Origin of the sequence: Comamonas sp. 7D-2 (assembly GCF_022749555.1) — a bacterium.
GTDB lineage: Bacteria > Pseudomonadota > Gammaproteobacteria > Burkholderiales > Burkholderiaceae_C > Comamonas > Comamonas thiooxydans.
On the sequence record NZ_CP094238.1, the window covers coordinates 1,221,240 to 1,244,141 of the forward strand.

The following is a 22,902-nucleotide window of genomic DNA, read 5'->3' on the forward strand; positions in this document are numbered from 1 at the left end:
GTATTGCTTTGAACGATTTCGCCGCCACTGCAACCCGCTGGGCCGTCCGCATCATGCTGATGCTGGTGGGCTTGGTGTTTTTCCTGTGCCTGATGGCCGTGGCCTGCCTCATCGCCCTGGCCTGGGGTGCGCGCGCCCTGTGGGCCAGGCTCACGGGCCAGCCCGTGGTGCCCATGAGCATGGGCGCCATGAGCCCCTTTGCCGGCTGGCAGACGGTGTACCGCTCGGGGGCCGAGTGGATGGCGCAATCGTCGGGCAATGCCGATGCCAAGAAGAATGGGCGTGAAGCCCGCGGGCGTCGCGGCGTTCTGCCGGGTGCCGGCGATGTGACCGATGTGCAGCCACGCGAGGTGCACGAGTCGTAATGACAAGCGCTTACACAGGCTTCATACTTTGGAGCAGGTGAGGCAATAAAGGGCCGCAGGCTTGTTTCGCGGTCAACACACAAGAGCCTGTGCAGTGTTGCATCAGGCTCTTTTTTTACGCTGTGTTTACGCAGTCTCGCGGTATGGTCGGGACTGTGATCTTGGGATTTTCAGACAGGCATGAACTACATGGACTTGCACCGCATTTTTGACTTGCAGTACCAAGCCAGCCGCACGCAGGTCGATGTACCTTTGCTGGTGCGCCGGGAGAGGCTGCTGCGTCTGCAGAAGATGCTGGACGAGAACGGCCCGGCTTTGTGCGCGGCGGTGGAGCAGGACTTTGGCGTGCGCTCCGAGCGCTGGACCGAGATGCTGGATCTGATGCTGGTGCGCAATATGCTCAGGCACACGCTCAAGCATCTGCCCAAGTGGAGCAAGCGTCAGCGCGTGCGCACGCCACTGATGCTGCAGCCGGGCAAGGCCTGGGTGGAGCGCCAGCCTCTGGGCGTGGTGGGCATCATCTCGCCCTGGAACTATCCGCTGCAGCTATCGCTGGCGCCGGCCATCACGGCTCTGGCGGCGGGAAATCGCGTGATGCTCAAGCCCAGCGAGCTGACGCCGCATACCTCGGCAAAAATGGGCGAGCTGGTCGCCCAGTTCTTTGCACCCGAAGAGTTCTGCGTGATCGAGGGAGACGTGGCCGCGGCCACGCAGTTCTCGGGTCTGCAATTCGATCATCTGCTGTTCACAGGCTCCACGGCCGTGGGGCGGCGTGTGGCGCAGGCGGCAGCCGTGCACCTGACACCCACCACGCTGGAGCTCGGGGGCAAGTCGCCCTGCATCATTGCGCAGGACTGCGATATGCAGGCCGCTGCGCTCAAGGTGGCCTATGGCAAGCTGGTCAATGCCGGGCAGACCTGCATTGCTCCCGACTATGTGCTGCTGCCGCGCGGCAAGGAGCAGGAGTTTGCCGAGGCCTATCAGGCGGCGGTGCAGCAGCTGTACCCGCGCATCTCGGGCAACCCGGATTACACGGCCATCATCAGCAAGCGCCATCTGGCACGACTCAAGCAGATGCTGCGTCAGGCGCAAAGCCTGGGAGCGCAGGTGCACTGGATGCATGAGGCCGCAGCCCCTGCGGTCGATGGCGACACCACGGCCTGGGGCGAGGCGGTGGAGCGCCAGTTCGCTCCGGCGCTGGTGTTCGGCGCCACGGGCGAGATGCAGCTGATGCAGGAAGAGATCTTCGGCCCCATCCTGCCTGTGATCTCCTACGAGCATATCGAAGACGTGATCAATGCCATCAACGCCAGCCCGCGCCCGCTGGCGCTGTACTGGTTTGGCAACGACGAGGCCGAGCGCAATGCGGTGTTGATGCGCACCGTCAGCGGAGGCGTCTGTGTGAACGACACCTTGCTGCATGTGGCGCATGAGAACTTGCCATTCGGCGGTGTCGGCGACAGCGGCTGGGGTGCCTATCACGCAGAGCAGGGCTTTTTGCGCTTTGTGCACCAGAAGGCGGTTTTCGTGCAGTCGCGCTGGGCGGCGACTTCCCTGCTGTACCCGCCATTTGGGGAGAAATTCGACCGGGTGATGGACTTCATGCGACGCTGGCTCTGAAGTTTCTTGGCCGCTGAACAGGGATTGAGCGCTTCGGTGCTGTCGTGAGCGCTTGCCAGATTGTCATCAAATGTGACGCAAACCATTGATGGTTGCGGGCTTGCTGCTCTGCTTAGTGGAGCGCATAGCACATAGATTGCGCCATAGCAAGAAATTGCGAACAGCCGCAGTTGAGCAAATGGCTAACCACTGCACCGCGTGCCAAAACTCTGAATCTGTAGACAATTACGCCCTTCTATTCTTACATGTTTCCGCCCCGGTTTTTCCATGTCTAGTATCCAGGTCCGTCCCGCTACTCTTCGCGATGCAAAAGCGATTGCCCAGATCCATACTGCTTCCGCACTGGAGGCTTATCGAGGTCTGGTTCCCGATGATCAACTGAAGGCCATGTCCTCGGTTGAAAAGCGCCAGGCTTACTGGCGCGAAGCTATTGAATACTGTGAGCCACAGGTCCAGGTCGCCATTGACGGCGACAAGATCGTTGGCTTTGTCGGCTTTGACCGCTCCCGTGATGAAAAGTCCCGCCAAACCACCGGCGAGATCTGGGCTATCTATGCAGCCCCTTCGCACTGGAATCAAGGTGTTGGCGTTGCCCTGTGGGACGCCGCCCGAGATGGTTTGCTGGAAGAAGGCTGCACCAATGTGACAGCCTGGATTCCGCTGCGCAACGAGCGTGCCCTGCGTTTCCATGAAATGGCAGGCTTCAAGCGTGAAATGTCCACGGCCAAGACGGCTGTGATTGGCAGCATCAAGATTGAAGAAGTGCGCGTCAAGCGTCCTCTGAACGGCTGATCACAGCGTTCAGCACTCACTGAAAGACAGGCCGTGACGTCTCCCAATAGCAAGCTCGCGGCCTCAGTCTGCGCTCCCGCATCTGCTTTCGACCTGCTGCAATGGCAGGAGCAAGCCCAGGCCCATACGGCTTTGTGGCGCAGCGAAAGCAGCTTGCCCAAGCCCCGCCGCATCGAAGTTGCCGATGACACCATGCCCGCTGATACGGCGTTTCGCCATATCAGTGAAGGTGCGTCGCTGCTGTGGCGCGGTGATTTTCAGAATGCGCGTCAGTTGTTGCTGGCACTGGGCCGCCGGCTGGACAAGAAGTCGCGACGCAAGAGCCCGGCAAAGAGCCCTGCTGCTGCAGGCTTTCCCCACGCTTTTCATCTGTACCGCCAGTCCCAGGCCCAGCGTGCACGCATGCTGGCCAGCATTCTGATCGAGCTGGATGTGCAATGGCATTGCGCCTTGCGCCGGGCTCCTGACTGGAGTCAGGCCTGCTCTGAGGCGTGGGGCACAGTTCCGGCCGAAGTGCATGCGCAGTCCGTGCTGGTGCCGCTGCGCGATCTGCTGGGTGTGGTCGGCGCCCATGAGTGGCGCAAGAAGGGGGTGGAGATTCCTGCCCTGGATGGCGCCCGCATTCATGCGCACTACGGTGTTTTCTCGCCCGTGCGCGGCGAGTATCTCGATCTGGTGGCGCGTGCAAGCATTCCCGCAGCCGGTCTGGAACAGGCCTGGGATATTGGTGTCGGCACGGGCGTGCTCTCGGCATTGCTGCTCAAGCGCGGCGTGAAGTCGGTGGTCGCCACCGATACCAGCGAGCGTGCGCTGGCCTGCGCCTGCGAGAATCTGCAGCGCCTGGGTCATGCTTCCCGGGTGGAGCTGCAGCATGCCGATCTGTTTGCGCAAGGGCAGGCCGGTCTGATCATCTGCAACCCGCCCTGGCTGCCGGGAAAGGCAGCATCGGTGCTCGATCAGGCGATTTATGACGAAGACAGCCGCATGCTGCGCGGCTTTCTGCAAGGGCTGGCAGCGCACCTGCTGCCAGGTGGCGAAGGCTGGCTCATCATCTCCGACCTGGCCGAGCATCTGAAGCTGCGCACGCGTGACGAGCTGCTGGGCTGGATTGAAGCCGCCGGACTCAAGGTGCTGGGGCGTGAGGATGTTCGCCCGCATCATGGCAAGGTACAGGATCGAGAGGACCCTCTGCACATTGCGCGCTCTGCCGAAGTGACCTCGCTTTGGCGTCTGGCCAAGGCCGGCTGACAGCTAGGCTGCTAGGCCGTTGCACCTTGCAGTTCCTGGCAGGTTGGATCGGCTGCTTCCCCATGCGCTAGCAGGGCCGCCAGCCTCTCGCGCAGCGAATGTGCGCGCTCTTCGCCTGCATATTCCTGTACAGCCGCCAACAGGCTGATGCCTGCGCTGCGCAAGCTGGCCAGGTCTCTGGCCTCGCGCAGCTGGGTGCGCAATGTCTGGGCCAGGGCCTCATGGCGGTTGGCAAACAGGCGCTCGCACATATCGAATAAATACATGCGCGTGCCCGCCATATTGATGGCTGGTGTCGAATCAGTGGCTTCTTCGGCTGGCGCCAGGGCCGGTGAGGCAGGGCTTTCGCCGAGGGTGGCGAGAGCCGCTGCAGGGTGGAGGGCCATGCCGCGCTCTCTGGGGGCGCTGGATGAAGTCACCAGCTGAAGATATCCCTGTTCCACCAATTGCTGGGCCAGTACGGCATGATCGCTGCCCAGCATGGCGGCAAGTTCTTCCATGCTCTTGCCGCCGGCCAGCAACAGCAGGGAGCGCGCGCGCTGCGGCAGCTGGCGCGATCCGGGCTGAAGTTCCTCCTGGGCCTTGGCGGTTTTCTGCAAAATCATGGCTGCTTCTGTCTGGCGCATTACAAGTGCGGATGCGCTATTGCATGAGCTGACGATGACACTGGTGTGAATCTGCGCCAATTCGCAGTGGATCATTCCGTCATTGCTGTTCAAGCAATTGCCAATTGCTTCTGAATTAATAGCTGCTGGCGTTTTCTGATAAGCGCTGCAGGTCAATCTGATTTGAATCTGAAATGAGACTGCTGCTTGCGCCCATGGAAGGGCTGCTGGATTTTGTGTTGCGCGATGTGCTGACCCGAGTGGGCGGCGCGGATCGCTGCGTGTCCGAATTCATTCGCATCAGCGGCTCGCTGCTGCCGGACAAGGTTTATCTGCGTACCATGCCCGAGCTGCGCAACGGCAGCCGGACGCTGGCCGGCGTGCCGGTGCGGGCGCAACTGCTGGGCTCGGACCCCGTCAGCATGGCCGAGAACGCTGCCAATCTGGCGCGCCTGGGCCCCGAGGGGATTGATCTGAATTTCGGCTGCCCGGCCAAGGTGGTCAACCGCCATGGCGGCGGTGCATCGCTGCTGCAGGATCCCGAGCAGATCGTGCGCGTGGTGGACGCCGTGCGCCGTGCCGTGCCCGCGCAGATGCCGGTGTCGGCCAAGATGCGGCTGGGTTTCAACGACCGGGCGCTGATGACCGAATGCGCCCAGGCCATGGAGCAGGGCGGTGCCTGTGAGATCGTCGTCCATGCGCGTACCAAGCTGGACGGCTATCGTCCGCCGGCCTATTGGGAAGAGATTCCGCGCATCCGCGAGGCGGTGGGCGTGAATGTGGTGGCCAATGGGGAGATCTGGACTGTGGAAGAGGCCTTGCGCTGCCGCGAAGTTTCGGGCTGCGACGATCTGATGCTCGGGCGTGGCATTGTGGCCGATCCGGGTCTGGCCCTGGCCGTGCGCCGCGCCGTGGAGCACGGCAGCGTCAGCACGGTCGCTGGCATTGACTGGCTGGTGCTGGTGCCCCAGGTGCAGCGTTTTTGGCATATGGTCTGCGAGGATCTGGAGCCGCGCCAGCGTGCGGGTCGCCTCAAGCAGTGGCTCAACCTCATGCGCAGACGTTTTCCCGAGGCCGAGCTGGCTTATCAGGAAGTGCGCACCCAGACCGATCAACGCGCCATCAGCGACTGGGTACATGCGCTGCCACAGCGTGATCTGCAGCAGGAATGGGCCTGGCCGCAAACCACGCCTAAAGCAGACTGTCCGGAGCCAGAGGCCCGAGCAGCAGCAGCATAAGGCGCAGCCCCAGGCTGGCATCGGGCTCCGAGTAAGAGTCCGCTAGCCCGCTGTCCTGAGGTGCACGCCAGACCAGCTTTCCCTTGGGATCCAGGTCCACCCGCCAGCTGTTTTCGGGCAGGCTTTCATCGATGCTGTCGCCGGCTAGCTGGCTGAAGCGGCGGCTGGCGATCAGCACGGCGATCTCGGTGTTCTGCAGGCGTGAGCGCATATCCAGATTCATGGAACCCACGGCGACCAGCCGCCCGTCTATGACCAGCAGCTTGGTGTGCAGCATGGCCCGCGAAGCACCGGAGCTGCCCCCGCTGGAGCCCGTGCCGCCTGCGCGCAGGGCGGAGCTGACATTGGCCGCTTCGCTGCGCATTTCGTGCAATTCGATGCCCATCTCCAGTAGTGCCTTGCGGTGGCGGGCATAGCCGGCATGTGCCAGTGGAGCATCGTTGGAGGCCAGGGAGTTGGTCAGTACCCGGATGCGTACGCCTTTGCTGCGTGCGGTGCGAAAGGCATCCATGATCTCCGACCCCGGTACAAAGTAGGGCGAAACGACCAGCAAGTCCCGCCTGGCAGAGCGAATCAGAGCCAGCAGACCATCGACCACCGACTCGGCATTCAGCGCTGGTGTGGCCAAGGGGGGGAGGCTGTTGGCGTCGTCGGCCTTGAGCACCGCTGCTTCGAATGACTCATCGGCGGCAGTCCGCTCCGCTCCTTCAGCAGGAATCTTGGTCGGGCTGTCGGCCAGCACCATGGCCTGGGCCCAGATCCATGGGATCTGGTTCAGATTCAAAGGGCTGTCTTCGGGTTCCGGTCTGGGGACAGCGGTGTTACGAGCATGCTCGGCTTCGCTCCTGGCGTCTTCCTGTTCAAACTGCTTTTTGAGTTTGAGCAAGTCAGGCTCGCTGATCAGCGACTGCACGGGGTAGGCGCGCACATTGTTCCAGTAGCGGTCGAAGCTGCGCGACAAATCCTTGACGACCGGGCCGCCGGTCAAGACATCGAGATCGACAAAATTGCCTTCATTGGAGGCGTCAAAGTAGGCATCGCCCAGATTGCGCCCGCCAATCACGGCCAGGGTGTTGTCGGCTACAAACAGCTTGTTGTGCATGCGCTGCTGCGCGCGCTGAAAGTCGGTCAGCAAGGTCCAGGCGCGGCCGATGGTGGAGGCGCGCGAGCCGGCCAGCGGGTTGAACATGCGCATCTCCACATTGGGCACAAAAGCCAGGCGCATGACCTGCGCGTCCGGCCCCGTGCTGTGGAAGTCGTCCAGCAGCACGCGTACGCGCACGCCGCGCTTGGCCGCCTGCACGACGGCGCGCAGCAGTCGCCCGGTACTTTGGTCTGCATGGATGGCGTAGTACTGCAGATCCAGCGTTTTCTGTGCGTTTTCCACCAGCGCCATGCGGCTGCTGAGGGCATGCTTGGGGCCGGAGAGCAAGGCAAAAGCCGAGGCATCTGGCTTTGCCTTGGCCGGGCGAGCCTGAGAGATGAACAGGCCCAGCTCGGTGCTTTGGGGCTGGCTCAGTGCGGTGCTGACGGGGCGCTCCACATCCTTGGGCAGCGATGCCGCGCAACCTGTGAGCAGCATCGCGGCAATGACGCCGGCAAGCAGCGCCAGATGCTTTTGCGGCCCTGATGGCTGCAGCCGTGACGATGTTGAGATAGAAGCCGTCATTGCTGCTTTGTAACCCATGATGACCGGGTTCACATGTCGGACACAGACTGCGCTAGAACTGCTCTCGGCCCTGGACTCTGGCAACAATGCGCAGGTCCGGTCCGAGGCGGGCGACATCATGGAACACCAGTGGCAGACCTTGGTCCAGTCTGTCGAGCGGGCCGAAGTTGGCAATGCCCATGGCACCCGTGCCCAGCAGTTTCGGGGCTTGATAGAAGAGAAGCTCATCGACCAGGCCTTCGCGAATCAGGGAGCCGTTGAGCTTGAAGCCCGCTTCCACATGCAGCTCATTCGTGCCGCGCGCGGCCAGATCCCGCAGCATGGCCGCCAGATCGACCTTGCCTGCAGCATTGGGCATATCAATAACCGTAGCGCCTAGCGCTTGCAGTGCTTCAATTTTGGATTGCTTTGTGCTGCAGGTATAGATGAGGCAACCGCTAGGTGCTTTCAAAACATGAGCATCCAGCGGGATGTCCAGCTTGCTGTCCACCACGGCAATGCGTGGCTGGCGTGGCGTGTCTACGTCCCGCACATTCATGCGCGGATTGTCTTCAAGTACCGTGCCTATGCCGGTCAGAATCGTGCAGGCACGGGCACGCCAGGCATGTCCCTCGGCCCGGGCGGCCGCCGAGGTAATCCACTGGCTTTGGCCGTTGTGCAAGGCCGTGACGCCGTCCAGCGAGCTGGCAGCCTTCATGCGCACCCAGGGTGTGCCGCGAATCATGCGGCTGAAAAAGCCGATATTGAGCTCGCGTGATTCAGCTCCGCCAGGGCCGATCTCCACATCAACACCCGCAGCGCGCAGCCGCGCGAAACCCTGGCCGGCCACTTGCGGATTGGGATCCGTCAGCGCTCCCACCACCTTGCCGATGCCGGCTGCGATCAAGGCGTCGCAGCAGGGGCCGGTGCGGCCATGGTGGGAGCAGGGCTCCAGCGTCACATAGGCCGTGGCTCCACGCACATCGTTGCCTTTGGCTGCAGCATCGCGCAAAGCCATCACCTCGGCGTGCGGGCCACCGGCCTGCTGGGTAAAGCCCTGGCCGATGATGCGGTCCGAGGCATCGACGATCACGCAGCCAACACGCGGGTTGGGTGAAGAAAGAAAAAGCGCCTGAGCAGCCTGCTCAAGCGCTTTGTTCATGAAGTGGGCAGAGTTTGTCATCTTGCCCAGAATGGTAATGCAGAGGTGCGGGGCTTACTTGCCCCAGCAATCTGTGTCGTAGCCGGTTTGACCAGATGTCTTTCCATTTGCTCCACGCAGTCCTGTATTGCTGATTGTGTAGGTCCCGCATTTATCGCTGGCTTGTGGGCCGGGAGACTTGGGTGCTGCACTCAAAATAAATGCCAGTTGAGTGTCCTTGTTGCCATCTTTATTGAGGCTGATGGTGTAACGCTTGTTTGTGTCGCTGGCCCACGTCAGTGTATCTGGTATGGCACTTGGGTAGACGCCTGTTGCCGTTGCTGCGCGCTCCATCCATTGCTGCGCTTGCAACAGTCCTGCCCGAGCATCAGCTCTATGGCCGCGGCGCACGTATTCCGTATAACTCGGGTAGGCGATGGCGCCGAGAATGCCAATGACGGCAACCACGATCATCAATTCGATGAGCGTAAAGCCTCGTTGTTTGTTGTTTCGGTAAAGGTACATATCTACCCATTATTTAACTTGACGCCAGCTGGGGCGTATGGATTGTTCGGGCATGCGAGCCAGGTGGTCTCGGGGCCCACCGCCACCCGTGAGATCAGCAACACGGTTGGGCTTTGAAATCAAGAGTGGCGTGCCTGTCTTTACAGCAACTCGTGAGACACCCAAGTCGGCACCGTTGTAAGAGCCATCATTGTTCGTGTCTATCAACTGAATGGTGGGGCGTTTGCCATCCATGATGTTCACGAGTGTGCGCCACTGGGCTCCTGCACTGGTGTCCACTTTGACGGGGACACAACTTTCGTTGATGTTGTCGCTCTCGCTATTTTTGGTGCCGGAGGGAGACTCCGAGTAAACCGCCAAAATATTGCTGCCGTCAAAGAACTGCATGGGCTTGAGCAGTCGTTCACCGGTGGCGGGAAAGTCTAGGTACCAGCCTTTGTAGTTTGACCAAGTAGTTGCTGTTAGCTCTTGACTGGCGGTGATGGTGGCGTCGTCGGCCTCCTTGCCTCCCGTTACCAGAGTAATGCTTTGCTTGGCCAGTAGTTTTCCGGTGCTATTCATGGTGCCAACCACTGCTGGTGTTGGAACACAGTCAGACTTGGTTGCGCAATCTCCCGTACCAGGGTGGATTTCCAAGGCCGTTTTGTCGGTATTCATTCGGTAGCGTGCATTGTCCAGCACTGAATACAGCGTTTGCACGTTCTGTGCGATGTCAGTTCTGCGGTCGTTTGCTGTCACATTACGGCCTGTGCCGAAAGCAATCATCATGCCGCCGATAGGTACTGTTTTGGCGTCTGCTCCCGTTCCGATAATAATGCTGCGGTCATTGGCGCGAGCAATGGGGGCGGCTGTAATGGGTTGCACTTGGTCGCGGGTGGTTCCTGTCAATGTGGTAGAGCCGCGTGCTGTGAATAATGGTGTGTCATAGCCATATGCAGCCGCCCATTTGGTGTCATCGGTGCTGGTCAGGTTGTATTTCCAGAGGTTGCCCAGGTTGTCGCCTGCATAGACCACATCGGTCTTGCCGTCCCCATTGAGGTCCACCAAGGCGGGGGATGCCAAACCGTTGTCTTTGGCATTGCCTGTGCCCGCAGAGGCGGTGGTGGCTTGAATGCGTTTCAGCGCTCTGTCGCCATCCAGATACTGCACCAGCAGCACTGGCCGCTGATTGGTGCTGTTGTAACCATTGCCCATCACTACGGCCCAGCGGCCATTGTTCAGGCGGGTGATCTGAGTGGCTTCCTGCAGGCTGGCGGGGTTGCGCCCAGGACGGGAAGTAATATTGCCAATATCACCATCTTCAGCCACAGCAGAGGTGCAGGCCGACTGTGCTGTGTCGCTCAGGCTGCTGCAGTCAACTGCTTCTGTGTTGCCACGAGTGCGGTCTTTCACCACGGATGCTGAGGTAAAACTGCCGGGATTCGTTACATCCAGCAAAAAATAGCCCTTGCCACCAGCACCAAGTGATCCGACCAGCATAGTCTTCCAGTTATCACCATCCTTGATGTCGCCCGTCATGGGGGACCCATCGACGTAATACTGGTGTTGATAGTCTTTATCCGTCAGTTTTTTCAAGCCACCCACAACACCGCGCGGCACATAGGCAAGTAATTCAGAGCCATTGGCGGCTGAAAAACCGTGCAGCATTCCATCATTGCCGCCCACGTATAGAACATGTGCGCGATCTTTTTGTGCTTTGACGAAGTCCGCATAGCCCATCGCATAGTTGCTGATGGGGGCACCTGTGTACCAGATCTCGGAGTTCACGGTATCGCCCTGGCGGCTAGTGCGCACACGCAGAGGGGCTGCATCGGTAGTGCCTTCCAGAGATCGGTCGCCTCTAATGTAGTTGACGATATTTCGTCCCAGAGTTGCCAGGGAGGTGAGGATAGAATCGTTCTCGCTAGCGTTTAAACCGAGCAGCGCTTTTTTCTGTGCGTTGCTATAGGCAATGGCAGAGTCATCAGTCCATTTGAATGATGTTCCTGCGCCAGTGCTGTCGCTCCAAGTCTGGATATTTCGGTTATTGACCGATGTCAGTGCATCTAGCCGCTCTGCTGTGCTTTTTCCATCCCATCCTGCTACGATATCAGGAAAACGAATGCAGATTTTCTCGGGATCATCTTTAGTTGGGCAAGCGTAATTTTCTGGTTCAATGGCACGCGTAGCAGTGATATAGCCGCTCCAGCCATCTTTTGGGCTATATGCCGAAGCATAGATGCCCGCATTATTTTGTGAAACGCTGTAGCCACTGGTGCTGCCACCACCTGCGATTTTGTCGGGGAGAGGGGCACTTTCTTCGTTGATTTTTCCAATAATTTCGCGAAAGGCTTTTGCTAAGTCTTCGGCTTCAGTTACAGCATAATAGCGACCTCGTCCATTTATGGCTGCATGCCATAAATCTAAAGAGCGTTTGTTCTCATTATTCATGGTGGGCCAGTTTTGCCAGCCTGTAACTATATCTTTAAAACCGTTGTCGTATCCAAAAGGTACTTTCTCAGTTGGTGCGATTATTTCGCTTGCACCTGGCCAAGTTACAGCCTCATCACTGAAGCCAATAGTATATGTGACCATGTGCGGCCATGTCGCAGGATTGTATTTTGGGTTCCAATATTTCTCTAGGTTAACTGATTTTGTCTCTGATTTGGTCCCAATCTGGACTTCTTCCGTGCCAGTTTGATAGGTTTCATACTTTGTGCAGCCTGACCATCCCCATTGAATGCATCTTTGCCCATATGTTGGCCTTGTTTCGTAGATTGGAACATCTTTGGTTTGACTAAACAATTCGGCAGCGGGAGCATCCGTGTAAACTTTGGATGGGGTTAGTTTGTCGGAGTTTTTCAAATTGCTTGCAATTTGCAGAGGGTCCATCCAACTTTTAAATGCCCAATCTGATAAGGTGTTGGAAACTGTGTCTGAATATATTCTTGTCTGATTGGAGTTGGTGTCATAGTATTTTCTATCACCAGAGGCAATCCAGTTGCTGCCATCTTGACTGCCCCCTGAGACATCACCATTCCAGCGTCCGTCAGTCATCATAATGTGATAATTGCGACGGCAACCAAGATATTCCTCCGCCTTTGACCCAGTTCCACCGGGATCAGTAGACCACGGGCTATTTTTGCTGAGTGTTCTTCGCATATAAGCATCAGCTTGGCTGAACATTATGTGCGACGGTGTTCCATCATTTGGAGTTAAGCTGTCAATAAATTCAAAAAAATTATCTCTATGTGTTTTTGGAGAGCTGACTATGCTGTCAATTGGTCTCATTGAATTGGTATTCATTCTTGAGCTGTTGACATTTTTTGCGCCACTTGCATTACCATTGTTATGCATTACCTGCCATGCAATTCTAATCTTATTTTTTGGAATTAACTCTTCATCTTTGAATATGGTATTTAGAGCATATTTAAGGACATTCATTCGGCGTGCATTGTCTCTCCACTTCCCGTTGGAGTCTGGTTCGGTATATCCTTTTCCTGTATTTGTTGAGCCAGTGTCGGAAGTTTTTACGCCAAAACGCATGCTCCCAGAATCATCAACAGAGATGATGACATTGGGGGCTACAAAAGCAGATTTTGATGTGGGGAGTGGTGGCTCCTGAACCAGATCAAGTGCCCAGACTGTTGCTGGTGTCAGTGCTGTGCCAATCGCAATGGCTAGCAGGTTTTTTTTAAAAGGAAAATTCTGAATGTAGGGCATACTGTGCTCCTGGAAATTCTAAAATTCAATAAAAGGCTTGAGGCTCTTATGCTGATTGTGATTCAAGCTATTAATTTTTGAGCCTCCTTGGGTGAAGCTAGTCCTTCATGCGCTGACGGGCATAGGTTTCCTGCAGCACAACAGTGGTGCCTTGCTTCCGCCCCTTAGCTAATGCAGTAATGCGGTATGTCACATAGACATCCAGATTCAGTGGTAATTGGCTTGTCGTTGCATCCACAATCAGGTTTGCTGTTTTGGCTGCATCGCTGTAACGCATAACTTCAATCCAGTACCAGCCACCTTTGTCATCTGCTGTTTCTGTGAGAATGGGGTTGAGTTGGCCATTATCCGTTGTATGGGCTGCACCAGTAAATTGACCATAGCGAGCTCCCACTTTGGTCATCTCGGAAAGTGGAACTTCGCCAAGACTTGCATCAGCTGATGGTGAAATGGAAGTTTTGTCGTCGATATAATTCCAGAAATCCTGGCGCCCCACACGTCTTGCGCAAAGTGCATCTTTGCAGCGGGTTGATATTCCAGCTAATGTGGTAATAAGGGGGTTAATTTCCCTGGTGTCGGCCGGAAACTGCAGTGCACTGCTGTACGCACGGCATGGGGGTGCACCACAGAGAGTTCCATCTGCTTTTTCACCACGAATATCAAGTTCAGCGTCTTGTAGAAGGGCCTGAGCAGCTTCAAATGCCCGTTGATAGTCTGCATCATTGCCTACAAGCATTTCCCCGAACAGGGATGTACGAGATGCCCAAAGTGCTAAAAGCATGGAGAGCATGACAAGAATAATCACCACAAACAAAGCGATACCTTGCTGATTTTTATTGTGGGTACTTGATTTTTTGTATCTTTCCATTTTATTTTTCGAATGAGTGGGCGCATCAATCAGATTAAGCCTTGGCTACGTATCTGAAACGTATTTCGGAATAGCTGGTGTGCTCTGCTTTTTCGTGCATCAGTAAGTTCTGTTGGATCCTGGCTTTGACCATCGCATCTTGTATAGCTTCTTACTGCTTTAGGGATGTCTTTGAGGTCAATGAATTCATTACCATATAGCACAAAGCAAACTTCTACACCTTGAACTTGACGCCATTTGATGTCTGCAGCGTTTGTGGGCATATCTGCTGCTTTGATGCTTTGAATGTTAGTTCCTGTACCAGCAACCAGTGTCTGCACTAAATAAGTCACCTGAAACTCTGCAACGTTCTGAGCAATAGGCTGTGCTGTGCTGCCATTGCCTGCGCAAAGAAGATTATTTTTGGATAAAGTGAAAATACTCTCAGCACGCTCGTCCGGACTGTCGTTTGCGGGTGATCCAAGGCAATTCCTAGCTAGAAAATCGGTGCCGGTGCCTGATTTGCTGGAAAAGAAAACATTATCTTGATAGCGTCTAAAGCCAGTGGTGAAGGTGTCTGCTCCACCATTTAGAGTGTTTGTTTGATCAAAGCTATTTCCTTTATCCTTTGCAGATGCTTTGATTTCAAATACAACAGCACTTAGTACATCATTGGCGGAAGCTGGGGCCGCGGTAGGGTTGGGGTTTAAATAAAGCGATCCTGCTTGTCGTAATTGGGAGCCGACTACGCGCAGAATGTGTGAGCCTTGTTGGTGTATTCCACTGGCGTCGCTGACTGTTCCGGTCACACTGCGCGAGACCATGAGTGCCCCCATGGCGACTGCAACAACGAGTAAACCAATAATCAGACCAACCAGCATTTCCAGCAGGGTTACGCCACGCTGATACTGGAAATCGGTGGACAAGTGCCTGCGCGAGATTCTTTCAGGCAGAGGCGATTGCGGCAATGGCTTTGAGGTATTCATGAGCAGTAGGCCGTTGAAGTGCTGCCGCTGGCATAAGGTGCGCAACGTGCGGAAACGGAGATGTATTGAAGGTGGCAGGTGAAGTCTGCTGGGCAGGCGTTATCGGTATCCGTGCCTGAGGCAAGCTTTCCATCACTGCCTAGCAACTTGCTGGCATCAATAGCATCGGTTTTAGTGCCCTCTCGCTCGTTTTCGCGCCAAGCAACAATCACGCCTAACTGGCGGCGATTGCCATCGGAGGTGCTTTCTCCTGGTGCAAGGAAGATGCTGGCTTGTCCCAAGGGAAGAGTTTGCTGCAGAGTGGTTTTCCATAGCTTCAAGTCAAAATCAGCTTGCTTTACTGGGGTGCAGGCAGCAGTCAGACAATCGGCGCTGGAGTAATCAGCAGCCTTCTTGGTGAATGAGGACGTGTACTCATTAATGCTAAGTAGGGCATTGGGGTTGACTTTCATGCGTTCGCTCAAGTCTTCAATAAGCCGAATGGCTTGGGCACGGCGCATGCTGGTTTGTGTGTCTGCCAGCGTGCGCATTTGAACGCCAAGAATTCCAAGAATTCCCAGTGCGGCCACAACGATGGCGATCATTGATTCGAGCAGCGTGATGCCGCGCTGCTTTTTATGGTGAGAGATATGGGTTAGGCGCATGGGATATCTTTTTGATCAATAACGCGAATTCGGCCGCCCGAGGCGACACAGATGCCCTTGGCTGAAGGGGATGTGATTCCGGTTGTTTGTGGTGATATATAGAAGCTGAGCAGATTGGCTCCGTCGGCTTGTCCCCAGCGGTTCAGGGCAATGGTGACGCCTGACGGGTTTCGGGTGACAAAAATATTCTTGGGTGTGTCGAAGCGCTGAATTTCTTCGCCAGCATTCCAGCGCTTGTTGGCATTGGCATCAACAAAGACAACCCAGCCGCAATCCCAGTCCTGAGTGGTTCCATCCGTTACGCATCCGGCGGTGGTTTTTGGAAGCTTTTCCAGATAGACCTTGCCACCACGTTTGATGGCTTCGGATCTGGCAAGCATCAAGCTGGATTTCATCGCCTCAGTCACTTGATATACGCGCCATTGATCAAATAAGGGGTTGAAGCTGGGTGCCGCAATTGCAGTCAAGACGGCCAGCACTGCTATGGTCACCAGCATCTCAATGGCCGTGATTCCACGAGATGAAAATTGCCTTTGGCAACTGCAGCTGGTAGGGCAAGACACGCGGACTCCTTATCAAGAATCACGAGCTATGTGGCCGGGCTGCATTGCTGTTCCTCTATGGGCTTTCTCAGGTGCAGGCGACGGTGCTTGAATTCATACGCTTGATGCGCCCGCTGCCACTCACGCAAAGCGAGCTGGCACTGGCTTCTGCGTTGCTGCTATCCAAAGGCGTTAGGCGGAAGGCGAAAAAAGATACGCTGTTGCTTGTAAGCTGACCCCAGCGATCGACCTGAACAGGCTTGGTCAGGCTTCCGCTGTCCTGTCCGGTGCTGCTATTGATACTTGTGAGCTTGACTTTAATGCGGCGAGGAGGAGGTGTTTGCTGAAGAACCTCTTCACCATTGTCTTTGACGCCGTCGCTGTTTTTGTCGACAAATACGAGCCACCCGCAATTCCATGCATCCGTGTCAGTGTCGGAAATCGTGCATCCATCGGTGCTGGTGTTCCGGAGAATGGCAATCCCCCCCCCACGCTTGACCGCCTCCGACCGCGCAAAGTACAGCGTGGACTGCAACTCTTCCGAAACCTGGCGCACTTGCCAGCGTTCAATGATTGGATTGAAGCTGGGCGCGGCAAGGCCGGCCAAAACGGCCAGAATGGCAACCGTGACCATGAGTTCAATGGCTGTGAAGCCTCTGGAAAAATGGTGACGAATGAGGGGCAAATTGGGCATGCTGGCATATTACGTTTCGTTGCATGCCGAATGCTTTGTGACTGGATGAGTGGTCTTGATGGGGAGATCGGTGGTCGCTTTCAGCGGCGGCGGCCGGAAGCCGGGTAGGCGTACCCCGCGCATGCCCCGGAGTTGGGTCTTCCCTGGCATTCCCGATAGAGTCGTCTATCGCGTTCGGCGGTAGTTTCTTCCGAACTGCTGCGGGTGTTCTGGATCTTGACCTTGCCGCTTTGCTTCTTGGCTGCTTTGTGGTTGCGCTGGCCTGCGTTGGCTGCGAGTGCTGGCTGATCTGCGAGAGCGAAGACTATCAGGGCCGCAGTGCAGAGGCTGGCAAACGAATAGCGTCTAGAAAAGCTGATCATTGCAGATCCCCGGCTGGAGGTGATGGGCGCATTGTCCGAGTCTCGCTCAGGAGCGGGCAAGCGGGTTTGCCAGCCTTGGTCTTGTGCCCAGTCGTGCTATTGCATGGAGGATAAATCGCCTCTTGATATAATCGCCGGGTTTTGCATGGTGCAAGACGCACGCTGAGGCCTTTCCAGCCTTGGCGCAAGTAACCAAGGTGCTCCTCGTCGAGTGCCAAATCCTAAGGAAAACAAAATGATCGCTGCCGATAAGAAGGCTGAAGTTGTCAAGGCCAATGCTCGTTCCGAAAACGACACTGGTAGCCCCGAAGTGCAAGTGGCTCTGCTGACAGCTCGCATCAACGAACTGACTCCCCACTTCAAGGCTAACGCCAAGGACCACCACGGTCGTCGCGGTCTGCTGCGCATGGTGAGCCGTCGCCGCAAGCTGCTGGACTACCTGAAGTCCAAGGATGCTGACCGCTACACAGCACTGATCGCCAAGCTGGGCCTGCGCAAGTAAGCACGGTGAAAGATCGAAACGCCTGAGTTAGATTGCCTAGCTCAGGCGTTTTTTACTTCGGAGTTCGCAAAACAGAGCGAAGCTGTGTCATTCCAATGCTGCACTATTTGTAGCGCGTAGCGTAGCACTGGAATGGCATCGTGTTCTGTTTGCACTCCAAATCAAGACTGGATAAGCGCATCCAGCTATTCATAAAGGAGTCAATATGACCATGTTCAACAAAGTTACCAAGACCTTCCAGTGGGGCCAGCATACGGTCACCATGGAAACCGGCGAAATCGCGCGCCAGGCCTCCGGCGCCGTGCTGGTCAACATCGACGACACCGTGGTGCTGGCCACTGTCGTGGGTTCCAAGATCGCCAAGGCCGGCCAGGACTTCTTCCCCCTGACCGTTGATTACATCGAGAAGACTTATGCCGCCGGCAAGATCCCCGGCAGCTTCTTCAAGCGCGAAGCCAAGCCTTCCGAGCTGGAGACTCTGACATCGCGTCTGATCGACCGTCCCATCCGTCCCCTGTTCCCCGAAGGCTTCTACAACGACGTGCATGTGGTCATCCACACCATTTCGCTGAATCCCGAAGTCGACGCCGACATCGCTGCCATGATCGCCACTTCGGCGGCCCTGGCTGTGTCCGGCATTCCCTTCAGCGGCCCCATCGGTGCTGCTCGCGTGGGTTACATCAACGGCGAATATGTGCTGAACCCCGGTCAGACCCAGCGCAAGGATTCTCAGATGGATCTGGTCGTTGCCGGCACCGAATCCGCCGTGCTGATGGTGGAATCCGAAGCCCTGCAACTGCCTGAAGAAGTGATGCTGGGCGCCGTGGTGTTCGGTCACGAGCAAGGCAAGATCGCCATCGACGCCATCCATGATCTGGTGCGTGAAGGCGGCAAGCCCGCATGGGACTGGACTGCTCCCGCCAAGGACGAAGCGCTGATCGCCAAGGTGGCCGAGCTGGGCGAAGCCAAGCTGCGCGCCGCTTACCAGGAGCGCAACAAGCAGGTGCGTACCCTGGCTTGCCGCACTGCATACGCTGATGTCAAGGCCGCCTTGACCGAGCAAGGCGTGGCGTTCGACGGCGTCAAGGTCGAAGGCATGCTGTTCGACATCGAAGCCGGCATCGTGCGTTCGCAGATCCTGGCGGGCGAGCCCCGTATCGACGGCCGCGATACCCGTACCGTGCGCCCCATCGAGATCCGTTCCTCCGTGCTGCCCCGCACTCACGGCTCCGCGCTGTTCACGCGTGGTGAGACCCAGGCCCTGGTGATCTCCACGCTGGGTACCGAGCGCGATGCTCAGAAGATCGATGCGCTGGCTGGCGAGTTCGAAGACCGCTTCCTGTTCCACTACAACATGCCTCCCTTTGCCACCGGTGAAGTGGGCCGCATGGGCTCGACCAAGCGCCGTGAAGTCGGCCACGGCCGTCTGGCCAAGCGCGCTCTGGCGGCTTGCCTGCCGACCAAGGAAGAGTTCCCTTACACCATCCGCGTGGTGTCGGAAATCACCGAGTCCAACGGTTCCTCGTCCATGGCTTCGGTCTGCGGCGGCTGCCTGTCCATGATGGACGCCGGCGTGCCCATGAAGGCGCATGTGGCCGGTATCGCCATGGGTCTGATCAAGGAAGACAACAAGTTTGCCGTGCTGACCGACATCCTGGGTGACGAAGATCACCTGGGTGACATGGACTTCAAGGTGGCAGGTACCACCAACGGCATCACAGCCCTGCAGATGGACATCAAGATCCAGGGCATCACCAAGGAAATCATGCAGGTTGCCCTGGCTCAGGCCAAGGAAGCGCGCATGCATATCCTGGGCAAGATGCAGGAAGCCATGGGCGAAGCCAAGACCGAAGTCTCCAGCTTCGCGCCCAAGCTCTACACCATGAAGATCAACCCCGAGAAGATCCGTGACGTGATCGGCAAGGGCGGCGCCACCATCCGTGCGCTGACCGAAGAGACCGGCACCCAGATCAACATCGAGGAAGACGGCACCATCACCATTGCCGCCACCGATGGCGCCAAGGCCGAAGCCGCCAAGCTGCGCATCGAGCAGATCACGGCCGAAGTCGAGATCGGCAAGATCTACGAAGGCCCCATCGTCAAGATCCTGGAATTCGGTGCCCTGGTCAACCTGCTGCCCGGCAAGGACGGTCTGCTGCACATCAGCCAGATTGCTCACGAGCGCGTGGAAAAGGTCACCGACTACCTGCAAGAGGGTCAAGTGGTTAAGGTCAAGGTTCTGGAAACTGACGACAAGGGTCGCGTCAAGCTGTCCATGAAGGCGCTGACCGAGCGTCCTGCCGGCATGCCCGAGCGTGAGCCCCGCGAGCCGCGCGAACCCCGTGGCGATCGCGAGTACCGCGAACGTGCTCCTCGCCAGAATCGCGAACCCCGCGAGAATCGCGAGCCACGTGAAAACCGCGCAGCCGCTGACGAGCAGCAGCAACAGCAGCAGTAATGGCTGAGCAGGAGTCCGCCGCGAGGCGGTCTCCTGTTTTGTCGTTTGCTGGTTGATCCTGATTTTGTAGCTGCTAGCGCTTTCTGTATAAGCGTTTGAGCTTGATTTCTTTGATAGAGCAAAGCCTGACTATGGAAGCCAACACAATGCGAGCGGTGGAAATCACCAGCTATGGTGCGCCAGACGTGCTGCGCATGGGTGTACGTCCCATGCCGGTGGCGGCTGAGGGGGAGGTGCTGATTCGCGTTGCCGCGAGCGGCATCAATCGCCCCGATGTGCTGCAGCGCAAAGGTCATTACGCGCCGCCTGCCGGAGCCTCCGATCTTCCGGGGCTTGAGGTGGCGGGTGCGATCGTGGCGGGCGACGAGGCGGCCATGGCCAAGGCGGGCTTCAAGCTTGGCGACCGCGTCTGCGCGCTGGTGGCCGGTGGCGGCTATGCGAGTTTCTGCGCTGCGCCCGTGGACCAGTGCCTGCCGGTGCCGGCGGGCTTCAGCGACGTGCAGGCGGCTGCCTTGCCCGAGACCTTTTTCACGGTCTGGAGCAATGTGTTTGACCGGGGGGCTCTGCAGCCCGGTGAAACCTTGCTGGTGCAGGGCGGCAGCAGCGGCATTGGCGTGACGGCGATTCAGCTGGCCAAGGCCTGGGGCGCGACGGTCATTGTCACGGCGGGCAGTGATGCCAAGTGCGATGACTGCCTCAAGCTCGGTGCCGACCACGCCATCAACTACAAGACACAGGACTTTGCGGCAGAAGTGCAGCGCATCACGGCAGGTGAGGGCGTCAACGTCATTCTCGATATGGTCGCCGGCAGCTATGTGGCGCGCGAAGTCCAATGCCTGGCTCCTGATGGTCGCCTGGTAATCATTGCGGTGCAGGGTGGCGTCAAGGCCGAGTTCGATGCCGGCCTGGTGCTGCGCAAGCGACTGACCGTGACCGGCTCCACGTTGCGCCCGCGCTCCGTGGCCTTCAAGGCGGCGATCGCCGAGGCGCTCAAGCGCAATGTCTGGCCCCTGCTGGAGTCCGGCAAGGTGCGCCCAGCCATCTATCGTGAATTCGATGCTGCTGATGCGGCGCAGGCTCATGCGCTGATGGAATCCAGCCAGCACACCGGAAAAATCGTTTTGACTTGGGAAACATGAAGCAAAAACTCATTGTTGGCAACTGGAAGATGAACGGCAGCCTGGCTGCCAATGCTGCTTTGTTGCAGGCCATCAAGCAGGGCTTGCCTGCTGGCAACAAGGCGGGCGTGGCCGTGGCTGCTCCTGCGCCCTATCTGGCTCAAGTCCAGGCGGAACTTGCGGGGACATCCATTGGTGTGGGCGCACAGGATGTGTCCCAGCACGAGCAGGGCGCATTCACGGGCGAAACTTCTGCTGTCATGCTCAAGGAGTTCGGCGTGCGCTATGCGCTGGTCGGGCACTCCGAGCGTCGTCAATATCATGGCGAGACCGATGCGGTGGTCGCTGCCAAGGCCCAGGCTGCGCTGGCCAAGGGCATCACGCCCATCGTCTGCGTGGGTGAGACCCTGGCGGAGCGTGAAGCGGGCCAGACCGAGGCCGTGGTCAAGCGTCAGCTGGCAGCCGTGATTCATCAGGTCGGCCACTGCGTGAGCGAGCTGGTTGTGGCCTATGAGCCTGTCTGGGCCATAGGCACCGGCAAGACTGCCACTCCCGAGCAGGCCCAACAGGTGCATGCCGTGCTGCGGGCGCAGCTGGCGGCGGCCAGCGACAAGGCTGATCGCGTGCCTCTGCTTTATGGCGGCAGCATGAATGCAGGCAATGCGGCGCAGCTGCTGGCTCAGGCCGATATTGACGGTGGCCTGATCGGTGGCGCTGCTCTCAAGGCCCCGGATTTCCTCACCATTATTGCGGCAGCGCAATAATTCGTCTGCGCCGCACTCCGGTGTGGTGCGCAATGATTCAGACTTTTAGGTTTTGATATGAACGTCTTTTCCAGCGTCATTCTCGCGGTCCAGATGCTGGCCGCTCTGGGCATGATCGGCCTCATCCTCATGCAGCACGGCAAGGGTGCCGATATGGGGGCTTCCTTTGGCAGCGGTTCGTCGGGCAGCCTGTTTGGCGCCTCGGGCAGCGCCAACTTCTTGTCGCGCTCCACGGCGGCTCTGGCCACCGTGTTCTTCGTGGCTACATTGGCTCTGGCTTATCTGGGCAATGCTCGCCCAGTGAGCTCGGGCAGTGTGCTGGAAGGCGCTGCTCCTGTTTCGGCTCCTGCGCCTGCTGCCAATGTGTCGCCCGCAACTGCCGGCGATGCAGCCGTGCCTCCTGCTGCTCCAGCGGCTGGTGCTGAGGGCGCAGCCCAGATCCCAACGAAATAATTTGGAGAAAATCCTGAAGAACCCCAAAGAGTGGGGTTTTTCAGGCTAGAATCTAGGGATTGTCTGGGGATCAGAATCTTTGCAACGAAGGTTCCAGGGATTGCCGGACTTTGAGACGAAGCCGTCGTGGTGGAATTGGTAGACACGCTATCTTGAGGGGGTAGTGGCGAAAGCTGTGCGAGTTCGAGTCTCGCCGACGGCACCAACACATAACTAAAAACCTGCCCTGCTGATCAGGCAGTGATCGGTGAGGCATGTTTTCATAACAAGGCCCACTCGATGAACATCGATCAGTACCTTCCCGTTCTTCTGTTCATTCTTATTGGCATGGCTGTGGGTGTTGTACCCCTGGTGCTCGGCTACGTGCTGGGTCCCAACCGCCCTGATGCTGCCAAGAACTCCCCCTACGAATGCGGTTTCGAGGCGTTTGAAGACGCTCGAATGAAGTTTGATGTGCGCTACTACCTGGTCGCCATCCTGTTCATTCTGTTCGACTTGGAAATCGCATTTCTGCTGCCCTGGGCTGTCGCACTCAAAGATGTCGGCGGCGTGGGTTTTGTTGCTGTCCTGATTTTCCTGGCCATTCTGGTCGTGGGCTTTGCCTACGAGTGGAAAAAAGGCGCCCTGGATTGGGAATAAGCAGCTTTT

At 57.6% G+C, this 22,902-nt stretch carries 21 protein-coding genes and 1 tRNA gene; 12 read left to right on the forward strand and 10 right to left on the reverse strand.

What is annotated here, in order from left to right; genetic code table 11:
- The first annotated feature begins 8 nt into the window (after nucleotides 1-8).
- From MPZ60_RS05525 to MPZ60_RS05540, 4 genes are all read left to right on the forward strand, one after another.
- A complete protein-coding gene (locus MPZ60_RS05525) occupies nucleotides 9-365 on the forward strand; it encodes a hypothetical protein (RefSeq protein WP_034359766.1) in 357 nt (118 codons plus the stop codon).
- Nucleotides 366-545: 180 nt separating this feature from the next.
- The gene (locus MPZ60_RS05530; RefSeq protein WP_034359768.1) at nucleotides 546-1,985 is read left to right on the forward strand and encodes a coniferyl aldehyde dehydrogenase; all 1,440 of its coding nucleotides are present in this window, start codon (nucleotides 546-548) and stop codon (nucleotides 1,983-1,985) included.
- A 267-nt stretch (nucleotides 1,986-2,252) separates the two neighbouring features.
- A complete protein-coding gene (locus tag MPZ60_RS05535) occupies nucleotides 2,253-2,777 on the forward strand; it encodes a GNAT family N-acetyltransferase (RefSeq protein WP_034348967.1) in 525 nt (174 codons plus the stop codon).
- A 33-nt stretch (nucleotides 2,778-2,810) separates the two neighbouring features.
- Entirely contained in the window at nucleotides 2,811-4,025 is a 1,215-nt protein-coding gene (locus MPZ60_RS05540; protein WP_052052618.1) for a class I SAM-dependent methyltransferase, read from the forward strand.
- A gap of 11 nt (nucleotides 4,026-4,036) precedes the next feature.
- Here MPZ60_RS05540 and MPZ60_RS05545 read toward each other — a convergent pair whose 3' ends face one another.
- Nucleotides 4,037-4,651 carry a hypothetical protein gene (locus MPZ60_RS05545; RefSeq protein ID WP_080746200.1) on the reverse strand — a complete coding sequence of 205 codons (615 nt, stop codon included), beginning with the start codon at nucleotides 4,649-4,651 and terminating at the stop codon, nucleotides 4,037-4,039.
- A gap of 173 nt (nucleotides 4,652-4,824) precedes the next feature.
- Between MPZ60_RS05545 and MPZ60_RS05550 the strand changes: the two genes are divergently transcribed.
- Nucleotides 4,825-5,868 carry a tRNA-dihydrouridine synthase gene (locus tag MPZ60_RS05550; protein ID WP_034359770.1) on the forward strand — a complete coding sequence of 348 codons (1,044 nt, stop codon included), beginning with the start codon at nucleotides 4,825-4,827 and terminating at the stop codon, nucleotides 5,866-5,868.
- Here MPZ60_RS05550 and MPZ60_RS05555 read toward each other — a convergent pair.
- The 9 genes from MPZ60_RS05555 to MPZ60_RS05595 all read right to left on the reverse strand — a co-directional run bounded on the left by MPZ60_RS05555 (nucleotide 5,822) and on the right by MPZ60_RS05595 (nucleotide 16,597).
- A complete protein-coding gene (locus tag MPZ60_RS05555) occupies nucleotides 5,822-7,537 on the reverse strand; it encodes a phosphatidylserine/phosphatidylglycerophosphate/cardiolipin synthase family protein (RefSeq protein WP_034359772.1) in 1,716 nt (571 codons plus the stop codon). The genes MPZ60_RS05550 and MPZ60_RS05555 overlap by 47 nt on opposite strands.
- Before the next feature lie 52 nt (nucleotides 7,538-7,589).
- Nucleotides 7,590-8,699, reverse strand: a complete 1,110-nt coding sequence (gene ribD / locus MPZ60_RS05560) for a bifunctional diaminohydroxyphosphoribosylaminopyrimidine deaminase/5-amino-6-(5-phosphoribosylamino)uracil reductase RibD (RefSeq protein WP_034359774.1) — start codon at nucleotides 8,697-8,699, stop codon at nucleotides 7,590-7,592.
- A gap of 33 nt (nucleotides 8,700-8,732) precedes the next feature.
- Complete coding sequence (locus MPZ60_RS05565; RefSeq protein WP_034359776.1) at nucleotides 8,733-9,182, reverse strand: type IV pilin protein; 450 nt, start codon at nucleotides 9,180-9,182, stop codon at nucleotides 8,733-8,735.
- A gap of 9 nt (nucleotides 9,183-9,191) precedes the next feature.
- The gene (locus tag MPZ60_RS05570) at nucleotides 9,192-12,884 is read right to left on the reverse strand and encodes a pilus assembly protein (RefSeq protein ID WP_034359778.1); all 3,693 of its coding nucleotides are present in this window, start codon (nucleotides 12,882-12,884) and stop codon (nucleotides 9,192-9,194) included.
- A 97-nt stretch (nucleotides 12,885-12,981) separates the two neighbouring features.
- The gene (locus MPZ60_RS05575; RefSeq protein ID WP_034359780.1) at nucleotides 12,982-13,752 is read right to left on the reverse strand and encodes a PilX N-terminal domain-containing pilus assembly protein; all 771 of its coding nucleotides are present in this window, start codon (nucleotides 13,750-13,752) and stop codon (nucleotides 12,982-12,984) included.
- 29 nt (nucleotides 13,753-13,781) lie between these two features.
- Nucleotides 13,782-14,657 (reverse strand): PilW family protein, encoded by an 876-nt coding sequence (locus tag MPZ60_RS05580; protein WP_242607111.1) that lies wholly within the window; start codon nucleotides 14,655-14,657, stop codon nucleotides 13,782-13,784.
- Between the two features lie 56 nt (nucleotides 14,658-14,713).
- Nucleotides 14,714-15,361 (reverse strand): type IV pilus modification protein PilV, encoded by a 648-nt coding sequence (gene pilV / locus MPZ60_RS05585; protein WP_034359783.1) that lies wholly within the window; start codon nucleotides 15,359-15,361, stop codon nucleotides 14,714-14,716.
- On the reverse strand, nucleotides 15,352-15,924 hold the full coding sequence (locus tag MPZ60_RS05590) for a GspH/FimT family pseudopilin (protein WP_165571733.1): 573 nt from the start codon (nucleotides 15,922-15,924) through the stop codon (nucleotides 15,352-15,354). Before MPZ60_RS05590 ends, pilV begins: the two co-directional genes overlap by 10 nt.
- A 67-nt stretch (nucleotides 15,925-15,991) precedes the next feature.
- Nucleotides 15,992-16,597 carry a GspH/FimT family pseudopilin gene (locus MPZ60_RS05595; RefSeq protein WP_034359785.1) on the reverse strand — a complete coding sequence of 202 codons (606 nt, stop codon included), beginning with the start codon at nucleotides 16,595-16,597 and terminating at the stop codon, nucleotides 15,992-15,994.
- Nucleotides 16,598-17,194: 597 nt separating this feature from the next.
- Between MPZ60_RS05595 and rpsO the strand changes: the two genes are divergently transcribed.
- The 7 genes from rpsO to MPZ60_RS05635 all read left to right on the forward strand — a co-directional run bounded on the left by rpsO (nucleotide 17,195) and on the right by MPZ60_RS05635 (nucleotide 22,893).
- On the forward strand, nucleotides 17,195-17,461 hold the full coding sequence (gene rpsO, locus MPZ60_RS05605) for a 30S ribosomal protein S15 (protein WP_003057844.1): 267 nt from the start codon (nucleotides 17,195-17,197) through the stop codon (nucleotides 17,459-17,461).
- 205 nt (nucleotides 17,462-17,666) lie between these two features.
- On the forward strand, nucleotides 17,667-19,919 hold the full coding sequence (gene pnp / locus MPZ60_RS05610; RefSeq protein ID WP_034359786.1) for a polyribonucleotide nucleotidyltransferase: 2,253 nt from the start codon (nucleotides 17,667-17,669) through the stop codon (nucleotides 19,917-19,919).
- A gap of 131 nt (nucleotides 19,920-20,050) precedes the next feature.
- Nucleotides 20,051-21,058, forward strand: coding sequence for an NAD(P)H-quinone oxidoreductase (locus tag MPZ60_RS05615; protein ID WP_034359789.1), 1,008 nt, complete (start codon nucleotides 20,051-20,053; stop codon nucleotides 21,056-21,058).
- The gene (gene tpiA / locus MPZ60_RS05620) at nucleotides 21,055-21,801 is read left to right on the forward strand and encodes a triose-phosphate isomerase (protein ID WP_034359791.1); all 747 of its coding nucleotides are present in this window, start codon (nucleotides 21,055-21,057) and stop codon (nucleotides 21,799-21,801) included. The genes MPZ60_RS05615 and tpiA overlap by 4 nt, the downstream gene beginning before the upstream one ends.
- Before the next feature lie 57 nt (nucleotides 21,802-21,858).
- Complete coding sequence (secG, locus tag MPZ60_RS05625) at nucleotides 21,859-22,254, forward strand: preprotein translocase subunit SecG (protein ID WP_003064379.1); 396 nt, start codon at nucleotides 21,859-21,861, stop codon at nucleotides 22,252-22,254.
- Nucleotides 22,255-22,374: 120 nt separating this feature from the next.
- Nucleotides 22,375-22,459, forward strand: a tRNA-Leu gene (locus MPZ60_RS05630).
- 74 nt (nucleotides 22,460-22,533) lie between these two features.
- Nucleotides 22,534-22,893 (forward strand): NADH-quinone oxidoreductase subunit A, encoded by a 360-nt coding sequence (locus tag MPZ60_RS05635; protein WP_003064381.1) that lies wholly within the window; start codon nucleotides 22,534-22,536, stop codon nucleotides 22,891-22,893.
- Nucleotides 22,894-22,902 lie beyond the last annotated feature (9 nt).